At 62.0% G+C, this 15527-nt stretch carries 13 protein-coding genes and 1 tRNA gene; 3 read left to right on the top strand and 11 right to left on the bottom strand.

What is annotated here, in order from left to right; translation table 11 throughout:
• Nucleotides 1–2: 2 nt before the first annotated feature.
• Genes VGN66_RS15865 through VGN66_RS15845 form a run of 5 tightly spaced genes read right to left on the bottom strand, consistent with a single transcriptional unit; the run spans nt 3 to nt 4649 of the window.
• Nucleotides 3–986, bottom strand: coding sequence for a DNA polymerase III subunit delta' (locus tag VGN66_RS15865; RefSeq protein ID WP_327519771.1), 984 nt, complete (start codon nt 984–986; stop codon nt 3–5).
• Nucleotides 983–1606, bottom strand: a complete 624-nt coding sequence (gene tmk, locus VGN66_RS15860) for a dTMP kinase (protein ID WP_327519770.1) — start codon at nt 1604–1606, stop codon at nt 983–985. The genes VGN66_RS15865 and tmk overlap by 4 nt, the downstream gene beginning before the upstream one ends.
• A complete protein-coding gene (locus tag VGN66_RS15855; RefSeq protein ID WP_327519769.1) occupies nt 1603–2769 on the bottom strand; it encodes a D-alanyl-D-alanine carboxypeptidase family protein in 1167 nt (388 codons plus the stop codon). Before VGN66_RS15855 ends, tmk begins: the two co-directional genes overlap by 4 nt.
• Before the next feature lie 28 nt (nt 2770–2797).
• Nucleotides 2798–3640, bottom strand: a complete 843-nt coding sequence (locus VGN66_RS15850) for an SPOR domain-containing protein (protein WP_327519768.1) — start codon at nt 3638–3640, stop codon at nt 2798–2800.
• Nucleotides 3624–4649, bottom strand: a complete 1026-nt coding sequence (locus tag VGN66_RS15845; RefSeq protein ID WP_327519767.1) for a lytic murein transglycosylase — start codon at nt 4647–4649, stop codon at nt 3624–3626. The genes VGN66_RS15850 and VGN66_RS15845 overlap by 17 nt, the downstream gene beginning before the upstream one ends.
• 125 nt (nt 4650–4774) lie before the next feature.
• Between VGN66_RS15845 and VGN66_RS15840 the strand changes: the two genes are divergently transcribed.
• Nucleotides 4775–4864: transfer RNA gene (locus tag VGN66_RS15840), tRNA-Ser, on the top strand.
• Nucleotides 4865–5127: 263 nt separating this feature from the next.
• A complete protein-coding gene (locus VGN66_RS15835) occupies nt 5128–6924 on the top strand; it encodes a hypothetical protein (protein ID WP_327519766.1) in 1797 nt (598 codons plus the stop codon).
• A 66-nt stretch (nt 6925–6990) separates the two neighbouring features.
• Here the strand turns inward: VGN66_RS15835 and VGN66_RS15830 are convergent, their stop codons facing one another.
• From VGN66_RS15830 to VGN66_RS15805, 6 genes are all read right to left on the bottom strand, one after another.
• Nucleotides 6991–7608, bottom strand: a complete 618-nt coding sequence (locus VGN66_RS15830; protein WP_327519765.1) for a hypothetical protein — start codon at nt 7606–7608, stop codon at nt 6991–6993.
• 285 nt (nt 7609–7893) lie between these two features.
• Nucleotides 7894–9324 (bottom strand): hypothetical protein, encoded by a 1431-nt coding sequence (locus VGN66_RS15825; protein WP_327519764.1) that lies wholly within the window; start codon nt 9322–9324, stop codon nt 7894–7896.
• A complete protein-coding gene (locus VGN66_RS15820; protein ID WP_327519763.1) occupies nt 9325–10215 on the bottom strand; it encodes an ATP-binding protein in 891 nt (296 codons plus the stop codon).
• Entirely contained in the window at nt 10215–12032 is a 1818-nt protein-coding gene (locus VGN66_RS15815; protein WP_327519762.1) for an AAA family ATPase, read from the bottom strand. The genes VGN66_RS15820 and VGN66_RS15815 overlap by 1 nt, the downstream gene beginning before the upstream one ends.
• 399 nt (nt 12033–12431) lie before the next feature.
• Nucleotides 12432–13349, bottom strand: a complete 918-nt coding sequence (locus tag VGN66_RS15810; protein ID WP_327519761.1) for a HEPN domain-containing protein — start codon at nt 13347–13349, stop codon at nt 12432–12434.
• 40 nt (nt 13350–13389) lie between these two features.
• Nucleotides 13390–13620, bottom strand: a complete 231-nt coding sequence (locus VGN66_RS15805; RefSeq protein ID WP_327519760.1) for a sigma factor-like helix-turn-helix DNA-binding protein — start codon at nt 13618–13620, stop codon at nt 13390–13392.
• Nucleotides 13621–14313: 693 nt separating this feature from the next.
• Between VGN66_RS15805 and VGN66_RS15800 the strand changes: the two genes are divergently transcribed.
• Nucleotides 14314–14520, top strand: a complete 207-nt coding sequence (locus VGN66_RS15800; protein ID WP_327519759.1) for a helix-turn-helix transcriptional regulator — start codon at nt 14314–14316, stop codon at nt 14518–14520.
• Nucleotides 14521–15527 lie beyond the last annotated feature (1007 nt).

Here is a 15527-nt window from a genome sequence, read left to right as displayed (position 1 = left end):
GGTTACCGCTTCGCCAGCCGCGCGAGGATGCCGCCCATTTCGAACACGGTCGCCTGCGCATCGAGCGACTGGGCGAGTGCGACCGGGCCGAGTTGCGATGCGGCCTCATAGACCGCAATCGCCTCGGCGAGCGCCGCACCCTGTCGGCTGCGTGCTTCGGCGAGCGCGAAGGCGGGGACGCGGGCGAGGAAGGCTTCATAGCGCGGTTGTGCCGCCTTCGACCCTAGCGTCCGGGCAAGACGCGCGCGGATCGCGTTGTCGGGGTCGCCGCGCGCCGCGATGGCGGCCATCTCGCTGTCGATCGATGCGAGATCGAGGCCAGCGAAGCTCAGCGCGCGACCGGGCGAGCCCTGCCCCGCGCGGACCAGCGCCTCGACTTCCGCTGCGCTTGCCTCGGGCATTGCGGCGCGAACTGCTGACGCCACATCGCTATCGGGCAGCGGATCGAAACGCAGCACGCGGCAGCGCGAGCGGATCGTTGGAAGTAGCCGCCCCGGCGAATGGCTGACCAGCAGGAAGATCGTGCCGGCCGGCGGCTCTTCGAGGTTCTTGAGCAGTGCGTTGGCCGCGCCCGGACGTTCGACATCGTCGATCGCGTCGATCACGATGACGCGGCGGCTCGACATGCTCGGCTTGGTTGCGAACATCGGGTTGAGCGCGCGGATCTGGGCGATGTTGATCGATCGCGCGATATTCTCGCCCGGCTTGTCGGGATCCTTGGGCAGGCGCATGAGAGCGCGATAATCGGGATGTGCGCCGGACTCGATCAGCTTGCGGGTCGGGTTATCCTCGGGAAGGTCGAAGTTGTCCGATGGCGGGACCTGCCCCGCCCCTTCGGCCAGCAGCCGTGCGGCGGCGGCGCGGGCGAAGGTCGCCTTGCCCAGCCCTTCCGCGCCCGCGATCAACCACGCGTGATGCAGCTGTCCGCTCGACATGGCGGCGCGAAACGCGGCCTTTGCCGCAGCATGGGGGCCGGTTGACGTCATGGCAGCAGGTCGGCGAGCGCGCCCATCAGGGACGTCGTGACGTCATCCATGCTGCCCGATGCGTCGATCAGCTTCACGCGATCCGGCTCGGCCGCGGCGATGCGGCGGAACTGCGCGGCGACGGCGGCGTGGAAGTCCGGCCCGCGCGCGCCGAAGCGATCCGCCGCACCGCCGTCGCGCTCGATCGAGCGGGCGTGCCCCGCCCCGTCGGGCAGGTCGAGCACGAGCGTGCGGTCGGGCAACAGCCCCTTCGACCCGAAACCGTGGAGCGCGAGGATCGCGGCGTCGTCGATGTCCTGCGCGCCCTGATAGGCACGGGTCGAGTCGACGTAACGGTCGCAAACGACCCAGCTGCCCGCCTCGACCGCCGGGCGGATCAGCTTTTCGACGTGATCCGCGCGCGCGGCGGCAAACAGCAGGGTTTCGGTGTGTGCGCTCCAGCGGGTGACCGCGCCCTGCATCAACAGGCCGCGGATCGCCTCTGCGCCCTCGGTCCCGCCGGGCTCGCGGGTGAGCACGACATGGATTCCGCGTGCCGCAAGCGCGGCGGCGAGCCGCTTTGCCTGGGTCGACTTGCCCGCGCCCTCCCCGCCTTCGAGGCTGAGGAAGACGCCCCTCACGCGCCGAACAGCGACATGAGGCCCGCCCACATGCGGCCGAAGAAGCCGGCTTCCCCGACATCGGCGGCGGCGACCAGCGGCAGGCGCTGTTCGGGCAGGCCCGGCGAGGTGACGACGAGGTCGGCGATATGCTGGCCGGCCTTGATCGGCGCCTTGATCGGGCCTTGATAGACGACAGTCGCGCGCAGATTGGGGTTGGCGCCCGAGGGAATCGCGATGGCGAGGTCGCGCGGGGCGACCAGACCGACCTGCGCCGCGTCGCCGAGCTGGACATCGGCCTGCTCGACCGTGCGGCCCTTGGTCACCAGCTTGCGCGAGGACCAGGCGCGGAAGCCCCAGTCCATGAACTTGACCGATTCTTCGATACGCGAATTGAAGCTGTTAAGCCCAGCGACGACCATGACGAGGCGGCGGCCATTCTGCTCCGCAGAGCCGGTAAAGCCATAGCCAGCCTCTTCGGTATGGCCGGTCTTGAGGCCGTCAGACCCGCGCACGCGGCCGAGCAGCGGGTCGCGGTTCGCCTGTGTGATCGGCGCGCCGCCCATGGTGGTGCCGAAAGTGAAGCTCTCCTTGGAATAGAAGCGCTTGTAGAGTTCGGGATGGTTGCTGATCGTCGCCTTGGCGAGCTTCGCCAGGTCGCGCGCGGTCACCATCGTGCGGCCCGCATCCGGCCAGCCGTTGGAGGTGCCGAAGCGGCTGTTGGTGAGGCCGATTTCCTTGGCCTTCTGGTTCATCAGATTGACGAACGCTTCCTCGGTCCCGGCGAGATGCTCGGCCAGCACGACGCAGGCGTCATTGCCGGACACAACGACGATGCCGTTGAGCAGATTTTCGACGCTGACCTTCGAACCCGGCGACAGGAACATGGTCGAACCCGCTGACGGACCATGCCATTTCCGCCACGTTTCCGGACGCACATCGGCCATGTCGCTGAGCTTCAGCTTACCCTGCTTGATCAGGTCGAACGCGACATAGGCGGTCATCATCTTCGCCATCGACGCTGGCGGCATCTGGCGGTCGGCATCCTTGGCATAGAGCACCGCGCCCGACGACAGATCCTCAAGATAGGCGACCGGGGCCGCCGTCTCGAACGGCGGCGTCTGCGCGGAGGCGGGCGCGAGCACGAGCGAGAAGGCGGTGGCGGCGAGCAGGAACTTCTTCATGGGGCTTTGTCGGTCCAGGGCTTGAGGGTCAGGGGATCGAAACGATGCGCGAGTCGGCGTAGCCGCGGCGTGCGACATCGGCACGCGCGCGCTCGGCGGCGCCGCTGTTGGGATAGGGGCCGAGTTGCACGCGATACACCCCGCCGCCGGGGCGGACGATGCCGCCCAGCGTATCGGCGAGCGCGCGCGCGCGGGCGGCGCTGGAGAGTGCGGCGACCTGAACGAACAGGCCGCGCGTGGCGGTGGCTGTCTGGGTCGGGCGCGGCGTAGGCCGGGTCGCCGGGCGCGGCGGCGGTGTCGATGCAGTCTCGCGCGGGGTGTCGCCCAAGCGACGGCGGAGGCCGGCGAGCAGCGCTGGCGGCGCATCGGCGCGCATCGGCGCGGGCTGGCCAGCGGCGAGTGCTGTCGCATCCTGTCCGGTGACGCTGACGCGCCGCACGCGGACCGGCGGGTTGCCGGTGACGCCCAGCTGACGCGCGGCGCCGCCGGACAGCTCGATCAAGCCATTCCCCGGTCCGCGGATCAGGACGAGGATCGTCTTGCCGGTGTCGAGTGCGGTAACCTCGGCATGGGTGCCCTGTGGCAGCACGCCGCTGAGCGCGAACACGCCCTCCCCCGCGCCCGCATAACCGGCATAGCCGACACGGTCATAGCGTTCCTCACCGGGGCGCAGGCGCGAGCTGCCCTGCGGGCCTTCGCTCGTGTCGGGGCCGCCTTCGGGTCCGGACGGTGCGCCATAGCCGGCGCCGGGGCCGGATGGCGCAGCCTCCTGCGGCGCGGCAGGTGCCGGTGGCAGTTCTTCCAGGCCCCCGCCCCCACCGCATCCCGCGAGCAACGCGGCGGCGGCGATGGCATTAATGTTCGACTTCATCGGCCAGCAACCCCACCGAAAGCGCATAGAAATTGGAGCAATTATAATCGAGGATCACGCGGTAATTGCCGGTGAGCAGATAGGCGGTCTTGCCCGGCCCGTCAGGCTCAAGCAGCGTCGCCTGAATGTGATCGGCCGGCCAGCTGCCCGATTGCGGTACGATGCCCAGTGCGCGCCATTCGGCCATGCTCCGCCACTGCGAATGCCGTTCGAACACGCGGGTGCAGCGCGTCGGCACCGTGCGGTTGACCAGCGCCGTGCGGTTCAGGTTGGACGGGACGTTGACGGCGACCCCCCAGGGCTGACCCGGACGCCAGCCCGATGCGACAAAATAGTTCGCGATCGACGCCAGCGTATCGGCTTCGTTCGACCAGATGTTCGCGACACCATCGCCATCGCCATCGCGCGCGAGGCGGAGATAGACCGAGGGCAGGAACTGCGGATAGCCGAACGCGCCCGCCCAGCTGCCCTTGAGCGACTCGCGCGGCACGCCACGGTCGACCATCTTCATTGTCGCGATGAACTCGCCCGCGAACAGATTGCGGCGACGACCTTCATAGGCGAGCGTGGCGAGGCTGCGCGGCAGGTCGAACCCGCCGGTGTAGCTGCCGTAATTGGTCTCATGCCCAAAGATCGCGACCATGATAGATTCGGGCACGCCGGTCTCACGCTCGACCCGCTCCAGCTTCGAACGCAGCCGGCGATAGGTCTCACGCCCGCGATTGATCCGCGCGGCATCGACATGGCGCGCCTTGTAGGGGGCGAACGCCGGGATCGCCGCAGTCGAGCTGCCTGGCTGATCGCGGTCGAGCTCGATTACGCGCGGGTTGTAGGTCAGCGAAGGCAGCACCGCATCGAGCGTCCGCGCGCTGACGCCCTCGCGCAGCGCCTGCTCGCGCAGCGGGCCGTTGATATAGCTCTGGAACCCCGCCTCATCCTGCGCGACCGCAGGAGCGCCGCCAATGGCGACCGCCAGGACTGCCGTTCCAACCAGGACGAACCGCCGCATCGAAGACTTGAAGCTACGCATGAGCTGTCTCTGCCACAGGGCGCGGCGGGCATGAACCCCCTTAGGCAGTGAAAACACGCCCTCTTGCGGAAAACACGTCCAACGGCTTAAGGCGCAAGCCGCGCGGAGAGATGGCCGAGTGGTTTAAGGCAGCGGTCTTGAAAACCGCCGTGGGTGGAAGCCCACCGTGGGTTCGAATCCCACTCTCTCCGCCAGTTTTCATTCTAAATCGCTGATTTGACTGAAAATTTCTCGGGTCTCCGATTTTGGTCCCACTTTCGGTCCCATTATCGAGCGCTCTCAATGCGCAAGTTGGCCGGGGAGCCCTCGACCCTTTGCTTACGCGTGGATTGCGCGATCCTCATCCCAAGGGAGCATTTTTCCAGACTGTGTTCGAGCCAACGGCTTGCTTTCGTCTGGATGTGCGGCGGTGGACTGGCTTGCAGAGCTGAACTAACTATCAGTTCAGAGGGGAGATATGGTGCGAGCACCCATTACTGCAGAAGGCGTGCTGAACGCCATCGCCGAGTTCGATGCGCTCGGAAGGGCTACGTTTCTCGATCGCTACGGCTTCAATGGTGCGCGCGACTATTTTCTCGTCCACGAAGGCAGGCGTTACGATTCAAAGGCGATTGCGGCGGTCGCACATAAGTGGGCACCGGGAGGCGATGGGCGTGCTCTGACTGCGCTTGAGCTAAGTGGTGGGCGGAATGACGCCGCCAAGTTGTTGCTTGGTCTTGGCTTCACGGTTACCGATCCTGACCAGAATGCCGACTGGTCGTGGGATGAGCATGTGCTCGCGCTCGACCTTTACATGACCAACCCTGCGTCGCCGCCCGGTAAGGGAAGCAAGGCTGTCGCTGAGCTGTCGGTCTTTCTCAACCGCCTTGGCAAGCAAAACGGTGTTGCGATGACGGACAAGTTCCGAAACGCGAACGGCGTTTATATGAAAATGATGAACTTCCGCCGCCTTGATCCGGCATTTCAATCGCAGGGGAAGGTCGGGCTTGGTCGCGGCAGCAAAGGTGAACAAGCGGTTTGGGATCAATATGCAGCCGATCGTATGGCCTTGAGCGCCGCTGCTTCCGCAATCAAGGCCACTATCGGTCAGGACTACTCGCTAGCCTCCGCGCATACGCATACCGACCGAATGCTCAGCCGTTTGCCATTTGAGAAGGCGTTCGCCGAATTTCAGCGGTCAATCTTGGCGCGCGAGGGTGGGCCGTTCCGCAATTTTCAGGAAGGCGTGGCCGCCGCATGGGAAGGCTACAAGCCGCGACTGCGGGAAATCGCGCGCGAGTTGCTGGCACCACAAAGTTGGTCGGCGGAGCAAGTCGGGAATGGTACGATTCTGGAGCATGCGATTGCCGCAATCGAAGTTCAGGACCAACGCTTCAACGTCGTCAACAACCTAGTATTTTGGCAGAACCGGTTCGGACACGCGAACCGCGATCATCGGGCTTTCCTCGAAGCGCGATCAAACCCCCAACTCCGTCGCGGTCTAGAGGAATTGCTGTTCACACTCTACCGCAGCGACGCTGACGAAGGTCAGGTGTTCGATGCGCTGAGCGAGCTAACCGGCGGGAAGTATCCATTGCTCGCCTATCTGTTCTTTCTGAAGGATATGGATCGGTTCACACCGATCCAGCCGACCGGCTTCGATCAAGCCTTCCGGGCGCTGGACGTGGACTTGGTCACTCTGCGCAACTGCTCCTGGGAGAATTATCAGCGCTTCAACGCCGCGCTCGGCGAGGTTCGCGAGGCGCTAGCTGAGGTCGACGGTCTCGGCTCGACCCGTTTGATCGACGCCCATTCGTTCTGCTGGCTGCTAGTCAAACTGCCAGTGCAGGACGCAGGGGGCGGAAAATGGCGGCAGGAGGCCGGCCGCGTCATCGGAGGACGCGAGAAGTCGATCATTGCAATGCGCTACTCGATTATGAACACGGCGCGCACTGCGAATGGGCAAATCGTAGAGCGGACGCTCAAGAACAAGGAGTTGCTAATGAGCCCACAGGAGCTGGAGAAGCTCCTCGCCACCTTGCTTGAGCTGCAGGACAATCGCTGCGCACTCACAGGCATTCCGTTTCATTTTCACGGGCCCGATGCCGACAGGCATTTGCTGCCCTCTCCTGACCGGATCGATAGCAGCGGTCATTATGCCGCCGGAAACCTTCAAATCGTCTGCCAGTTCGTCAATTTCTGGAAGCGGGATACCGAGATTGAGGAGTTCAAGCGGCTCCTCATGCTCGTACGCGGGATCGACGAGCCCGTCTGACCGCATCGAGAGCGGAATACCTGCGGATTTGGCGAGCAAGACGAAAGGCGCTCAAGTGACATGGCGTTATCCTGCCTCCTTGAAGCCAAGCCAGACTGGACCGCAGCCGCCATTAATTCGGAACGCCATCGGCATTTCCGACATCAGCCTATCCATGCGCTCAATGAAGGATCGCGTCGGCTTCACATCGTTGCGCGCTCCCACGATTAGACAACCGAACCGCTTATCGCCCTCGCTTCGATCCACTTCGTCTGCGTCGCCGACGGCCTCATCCAACTTCTGATGGAGCGTCTCCGCGCGAACATTGCTGAAGCAAAAATGTTGCTTGAACTCGAAAGCCCATGACCGCTCCGTTTTTCCATCTGCGATCCATAGGTCGCATCGGCCCTTCCGGAATGGGCGACCCCGGGTCTTTCGGCGCTTTATCGCAACATATTCGGTCAGGGCCAGATAGCCGACCTTAGATGCTGCATTGGCAAGCAGCGCAACGCTTGCGGCCTCATTATAACGTAGTGGATCAAAGTCCTCCGACCACTTAATGAAGCTACGCCTGATCGCCGGGACGCGCGCCAACCACAGCGACCATTGACGGAGCTCCACTTCACGGGCGTCCCCGGAAAGTCCGACTAAGCCACGAGAAATTTGTCGCAACGCGCGCTCCCCACCATGCGATCTTTCAGTCACCGAGATTGTTGACCAGGTGACCCCTATTATCGCTACTTGCGATCATTGGGGTCACCATCGTCAAGCGGGAAATGGCTGAATTGCGCCGTTTCGGACGGTAAGCTCAGATCCGCACGCACGTTTTCGGGTGGCTGCATTGACAAGAGCTAGCGCTTCCTCGCACGCCACCTGAAAATCCTTGCTTCCGCTGCCATTCGCATGATGCGATTCGCTGCACTTGGGCCGAGCAAACCTGCCTCCTACTGGCTCACAGGATGAGCCCAGCGTAGGGGAAACCCGCAATGACTACGCCGCCATTCCTCTAGCAATAATGCTAGGCAATATGGCCCTCGCAAGCGCGACATCGGCGCCGGGATATTGGAGTTGGCGCATCACGTAGGTGTAGGCGCAGACGAGCACTTCACGATTTCCGAATGCATCCTTGTGTGCCCAGACCCGGCAGGCTTTCACATATTCCGGAACCGCCGTCAGAGCGGCAAAGGCCTCGACGTCGAACCAATCGATGGGGCCGTCCTCCGGCTTCCATTTCAAAAGATCGCGATGGCCATGTGGGTGAAAAAATGGGCTCAATTCCATTGTGATGGCGTCAATTGCGCTTGGCAGCAGATCTACGGAACCATAGTCGAGCATCATGACGCGAAGCTTGGCATCGACTCGCGCATTTTCGCCATGTAAATCGCCATGGCGCGTGCAGAGGTTGACCGAAACGGCTTTGGCTTCGTAGCCGGCACAATCGATTTCCGGAATCAACGAATGGATCGCCGGAAAACGATCCTCCCAGATCAGGCGCTTCGCATGCTCAAACACCGTGTCCTTGCGTACAATCGGCTGTTTCGCCCAAGCCTCCTCTGCTTCCTGCAAGACTTTCACGCAGGCTGCGGCGTCCGGATCTGAAGCTCGGAGAACATCGAAGATCGTCCGATCATAGCCTGCTAGTAGGCGGTAGAACGCTGCCATGCGCCCGAGCACCCGCGCTTGGCCTGGAATTAGCAGAGGCGCATAACTGCCGGACGGCAGGCGCATGACCTCTTTTTCATATCGAAGCATTTCGCTGGCGATATCGGCATGCTTTCCAAGCTTGCCGACCGCCCACATCCGAATTTGCCCGTCGCTAGCCTTAACATCCGCTTTGACTACGCGTGCCCCGGACAAGCCGTCATTTATCGGCTCGACATCCACGCAGATCCCGTCCTGCAGACGGCCGAAGCAGCGGATGAGCCGCGCTTCCTCCTCGTTGAGTCCTAAATCCTTACCCTTGGTGTTGATCTCGATATGGTGAGTGACCCGCGCGGTGCCAACGAGGCTTTCAACCGCCGCGAAGAAAGGGTCGAGCTGGGCTTTGCGGAATCGCAGTACGAGCGGGACCGGCTTGCGGTCGCCATAGATATCCAGCTTCTCGCCCTGGGCGACGATGATATCTACATACTCATCGTCCATGGGTAACGCGGTCAAAAAATAGACGACGGTATGAGGCGCTTCGCCTCGAATATATTCGAGGACGGCGCGACCATGGTCGACATCTGCGTTAAGCTGCCCGGGCCCGCTAGGAATTCGCTGGTCGAGAACGACCAAGTCATAAGGCCGTGCGGAGATTAAGTCGATCGCACTGTCGCGGTCCTCGGCCACATCGACCGCGCCGACTCCGAACGCTGCCTCAAGCTTTCCGAAGATTGCGTCGATTCGGGGCTTCTCGTCTTCGACTAGGAGGCAGCGCATTCAGTTACCCGTCCCCAGGATTGGCCAGGACAGGTTTATCGCGCAGCCTTTGTCTTCCTGTGGAATCATCTCGATCTTTCCAGATAGCGACAGCATTGCCGCTTTCGCCCCGGGAAGTCCGTGGCCACTATGCCCCTTGGTACTGCTGCCGATCTCGAACGCGCCAGCAATATTGCCACCGAATCCGACCCCTTCATCGATGATCGAGATCCAGTTTTCCCGGTCGGTCATCCCCCAATTGATGATGATCGGGGGCTTATGGTCGTCGGTAGCGATAGGCAACGATGCCTCGATTGCGTTCCGCAAGGTGTTGGTCACGGCCATAGTGACTAGCGAGGGATCGCCGTGGACCATCGTCGGCTGGGCACCCGCGAAGCTGACCCGGCAGCGCTGGTGTTCGAGATCGTGGGGCAAGCAATTGCGGATGGTCGCAGCAAGGTCGAATTCCTCGAAACTTGCCGGCTTGGCCGCATTATACAGTTTGACGATCGCCAAAGCTTGGAGCTGGATTTGGCCGACCGCGATCTGGGTTTTGCTCCCTTCATAGTCACCGATTTCAGCTTGCGCGGCCTGCTCGATATCGCCGATCAAAGGGTTCAGCTGATGCAGAATCCGTTCGGTAACTGTTCGCGTCGCTCGCAACAAGGCTTCCTCATAGATAGCCTTTGCCTGATCCTCATCAGGCTCGGCCACCTTGGGGCCGACGGCGTTCAACGCCTTCAGTGCTGCGCCGAACTGCTGCCGAATCTGCGGAACGGTTTCATGATGAAATGCCGCTTCGATGACGGCGCGATCGACAAGCGTGGGGTTGGCCGCGACCTCTCGTCCCGCCAGCCGGCGGTCGGCCGAACGTTTTGAACTGATCATCGCGAGGGCCTGGTCGGGTGTCATTAATGCGGCGTCTGGCTGTAAAACGCGGCGCGCTTCCGAAACGCCTCGTCGCCGCCTTCCATCAATGTTGTGATCGCTTCTACCGATTTCGGGTCGTTGAGCGGTTCGGCATGCACGACAAAACCGCGCTTTCCGTTAGAATTCAGCCGAATCACGTTCGTCGCCTCGCCAAGCACGGGGATGTTGGCGTTGTGAGTGGAAAAGATCAGTTGGCTCCGCTGCGACCGATGTCGGATGGCGCCGATCAGGGTCTCCACAATGAAAGCATTGTCGAGATGGTCCTCTGGTTGGTCGACGATCAGCACGCGGTCGGGATGTTGGAGGAGGATCGACAAGACAACGGTGCAGCGCTGGCCGACCGACAGCTCATTCATAAGCTTGAAGGTCGCACCATCGAGCAGCTCGAAATCGGCGGTATCTTCTAACGCCATGCCGGCAAGCGCTTCGCTACCGGACGCCCTGATCTGAGAAGCCACGCGCTCGGCACGATCTGCCGTGATCTTTGCCGATTTGCTAATGAACTTAATGTCAGAATTCTCGGCAGCCTCGACCAATTCGCGCGGTGTCATCGATTCCGCGAGCGCTTGGGCGAGCTCGTTGTAGCGCAAACCGCTCCCGCGAAGGGCGTTTGTGATTGCCCCGATATATTCGGTGAGTTGCGCGGCCTGGTATACCTTGACGCGGATTGAAGGCATCAGTTTGCTGGAAAGGTTCGCAGCCACCTTTTTCCGCTCGTTAAAAGTGGCGTCGCGCAAGGCGTCGAGTCGGTCGAGAATGGTCCCGCGCTGCGCCTGCACCCTGCCGATCCGTTCAAGCCGTTGCACACGCAATGCTGCAAGTGCCTCGAGCTGGCTCGCCTGCTCGCGCAATCCGGCAAGCTGCCGCGCGGCCGCGCCTGCGCCCTCCCTGAGCGACTCGATTTCGCGGCGAATGACGCGCGCTTGCTCCTCGATTGGAGCCCGGTCTCTCTCGACCGTGCGGATTGCGACGTCGATATCGGCAATCGCCTCTTCGAGCAGTCTGGCCGCTTCCGCCGAATGCTGATCCGCACGGGCAAGCTTTTCACGCACCGCTGACAGCGGGTCGGGTTCTCCTCTCTGGGGCCATTCATCCAGGCCGAAGCCCAGAAGATTTGCCGATAGCAAAGTTTCGCGGTTAGCCGCGGTCGTCTCCTTGGCACGCCGCAGCGCGTCGAGCCGGACCATGAGCCCCGAACTTCGCGCGGACAGCGCTTCGAGTTCCTTCTGCTTCGCGTCGAGCTGCGCCGAGCTTTTCGAAATCTCGGCCGAGCGAGCTTCGGCGCGACTAAGCTCCGTGCGAATTGTCTCGGCGCCAGCGATCCGCTCCGACAACGCATCGCTTTCAATGACCATGTCGCGAATTTCGGTCGTCAGCGACCTTACCTGAGCGACTAGCCGCTGTTCGTTACCCTTCTGCGCGGAACCACCCCAAAAGAAATCGACGATATTGCGCCTGCCCCTGCCGCTGAGGCCAATCGATTCCACATCCTTTTGCGACAAAATGAGCGGCAGCCAGTGCCGCGATTCCATGCCTTCGGGCTCGGCATTAGCTGATCGCGTGATCATCATTATGCTTCCGCCGTCATCGACCGTCAACGTGACCTGACCATCCTGCAAAACAGACAGCGCCTGTTCCAGGGCATGCTTAGCATCCTCTTCGCTAGAGGAGCCACGTACATCCAGACAGTAGCGGATCAGCTCGATCACGGACGATTTGCCGGTACCACGCCCGCCAATCAGAACATTGAGTCCGTCGTGGAAACGCAGATCGAGCCCGTCAAGGAAACCGCCTTCCACTTGCATGCGCCGAAGTATCACCGAGAAGTTTCTCCCACCATCATGCACTGGCTAGGCGCGCAAGAGGGCCAACTCAACCCTGACGCGTGAATACTCCGAGAACCGCAACGAGCCGCGCAAGCGGCGCCGTTATGAGTCGTCGCTATCGCCTGGGAACAACTGCAATGGGCACGCGATGGGCTTACGCTGCCGACATTGGCGGGCGTGCCAGCGCTTGAAGCGTTGAAAACTTTCGGGAAAATCGTGCGCGCGATGGCAGGGCCTTGGCGGCGACGGCGCAAATTCATCTTCCGAAACAACCATTTGCACCCCAGCCGACGGCGGTGCTTTTATCTTGCGATAGGCCCGATCGTACCCAAGGCGGCAAACGACCGGTTCTTCCTGAAACGAACAGCCGGCCTAGTCGGCGTCCAACCGACGCTCGCAAACGGCCTTCACGAGGGTCTGCAGGTTAGCGACACGCTCGGCCAGCCAGCGCAGTTCCTCGTCACTGATTTCGTAGTGGGGCGAGTAGCGGGCGTTCACATATGCCTGACGCAGCAGCTCGAAACAGCGGCGGCTGAATTTGTCCGCGCGGGGCCAAGCGGCGATCAGCTCGGGCGCGATTTCCTCGGCGTGCGAGCGCAGGAAATTCAGCTTGTGAGACTTCGGGCTGTAGAGGGTCAGCACCAACAGCGTGCAGTGGTAGAAGCGCTCGGCTGACTGGTGCAACGCGAACGCAGATTCGTTCGTGTCGCCTGCGGCTCGCGCGCCCTCGGCCATTCGAAGAAACGCCTCGGCGCTCGGGAACCACTTGTCGAAATGCTTCTGAGCCTCCGCGCGAGCTTCCTCCGGCGGCAGATCGCGCGGCTGCGCAAACGGAAAGCCCTCGGCCTCGCACAACGCAATCCCTTGGCTCACGATGTCGACAAAGAACGGCCGCCCCTTCTCAAGCTGGGCGTTCACGTCGGTCAGCGAATGGACGATGAAATTGACCGGTGCGCTCAGCGCCTTGGTGATGGTCGTATCGCGCATCAGCCGGTCCTCGGCTGCCGACCAATATTCAAACTCGGTCAACCGCTCGTCATTGACGACAACAAGGATGTCATAGTCGGATTGATAGCCCCCGACCGGATCGTCCACCCAGTCACCGCGCGCGAACGATCCGTAGAGCACGATCTTGAAGATGCGCCGGGCCTTCTTCCAGTCCTTGGTGCCGATCGCATGCGCGGCCTCGAACTCCTCGCACAGCACGCGCGTCACATGGGCAAGCTCGCGCTGCCGGGAGGCTGGAAGATGGTCGAGAGACGTCCGCAACATGTCCTGAACCTGTGGCATGCGCGGACCCGAAGGCAAGGCCTATCGCGTCCGCGCTATTTCAGTGCTCGGCATCGGCCTGAATCAGCACCACCATCGCCTCCGCAATGCGCCGCTCGACCTCGCCAACCGCAATCCCGAGACGCTGGGCGATCTCGGCATAGCCAAGGCTATCCAGCCGATGCATCAGGAACACCGCCCGCGTCATTGCGTCCATGCGCCGCACCCGACGCTCCAACCGGTCCAGCTCCACATCAACGCCGGACGCCTGCTGCCAGAACCTCCACCGCATCGTCCTGCCTCCTTCCTCAAACCGCATCGGCCCCGGGAAAGGGGGTGGGCGGCAAGGAGCGCACCGCAGTCCCGCCGATCGAGGCGGGCCGCACCCAACGGGCCGCAGCGCAGCGGAGGACCCGGCCCAGCCGGGTTGCGGCACGCTGCGGCGGGACTAAGGGCAGCGACCGCCCAGCCCCTTTGCCGGGGCCGCAAATAGCGCCGTCGCGCAACGCGCGGCGTCCGCAGATCCTGCGCGCCAGCGCACGGCTCCAACGGAGCCCAATCAGAACGCACTCTCGAATCCGGACGGCCGTCGCGGCGGCGTGCGCGCGCAGCTGTGCGCCAGCCGCCGCCGCGCCCTCCGCCCGGATCGAGTGAGCCACGCGGCAAGCAAAGACGCTGCGGACCCTGGCGGCTTCGCAGAAGTCCGCCAGCGCACGCTCATCCAAGCCCGCGTTCAATCACCCGGCACCGCCGACGCGTCAGCGATCGCAACCCGCATGGGCCGAGACGCACAGCGTCTCGGCGGCGCGCATGCGCCGTAGAGCGCGGCCGCGCGACAGCGCGGGACGCCAGGACGCAATCGGCCAACCATCAGCCTACGCCAGAGCCGGTATTCCTAACCGGCTATTTGATCGCACAACTCCGGTCTTGCGCTTTCCTGCCAGGGCGCGCGTCGTCACCGCACCCTACTTGCAAGGAGCCAACAATGACTGAAGTCGTTGACCGAATCATCCGTCTTCCATCGGTGCTCAAAGCCACCGGCCTCAGCCGCTCGACGCTGTATCGCAAAATCAACCAGGGAACGTTCCCCAAACAGATAGCAATCAGTGAGCGATGCATAGGCTGGCGCGAATCTGCCGTGAATGCATGGTTATCAAACCCTGCGCGCTATGGCCGTTCGAGGAAATCGTGAATTAGTCTAAGTCGGAATGCCAAAGGGACAGGCGCGCTTTTCAACGGCATTCTCAACGCCTAACGCACTGGTGGAGACGAAAAATGACGCTCTATATCATCGTAGCCACCACAATCTGGTCTACAGTTCCCGCCACGTCGCCCGCTTTACAAGCACCCCGGCCACAAAATGCGCGCGCATTTTGTGCTCAGCGGGGGGACACTATCGCCGAGATCGAGCAAGATCAGGACACGCTCCCCCTAGACGTGAAACGATCAGGCGTGGGGCCACTAGCGTGGCGTTGTATGGGGGGAAAGGTGCTAGTTTGCTCTATGGGCGCGTCGGGTGCCGCGTGTGCGCGCACCGAACCAATTGACCGACAGCGCTTTGAGGCATTCGAGCAATTTTGTCGCGAGCGTCCAGACAGCAACTACATATCGAAGAGTCTGACGATCGGCTTAGCCTCAACGTGGAGGTGCAACTACAAGACGCCTGTTCAAATGACTACGACGTCAATTGACCGAATGGGATATTATAAACTTAAGTGGAAAATTATTAAATAGATTGACTATAGGGAGTTCCATATTAATTCCCCGTCGTCCTTCTCTACTCTTTGTATATACAGGCAATTGTGGTCGCTTATATCGGCACAACGAATTTGGGCAGTTATGAAATATGTGATCCCCCGACCCTCTGCTCGACAGGTATAATGCCGATCCGCCTTCGGCTGCGGGTTTAGCGTGGGAAGAGTCGCAACGTAGGGTACCCAATCCAACTCTTGTGCGCCCGATAGTATTGCTGGGCAAATTTGATTGAAATTCGCTGCCCGTTTTTCTGCAGGAGGCAGGCACGATTTTGCAGTTGGAGCGATAGCACAAGTTCCGCGCTCCAGTAATCCCGACCCGGTCGTCGCCCAGAGGTACTGGGAATATACTAAAATCGTGACCGGAATTAGTACGAATATAGTCCGCGCTAACGTCGACGCAGGCGTCCGCGGTCCCATTGGAACAAAGAACGCGACGACCGCG

Source organism: Sphingomonas sp. (genome assembly GCF_035998645.1).
GTDB lineage: Bacteria > Pseudomonadota > Alphaproteobacteria > Sphingomonadales > Sphingomonadaceae > Sphingomonas.
Note: the sequence above shows the minus strand (reverse complement) of the source record. Positions and strands in the feature narration are given on the sequence as shown.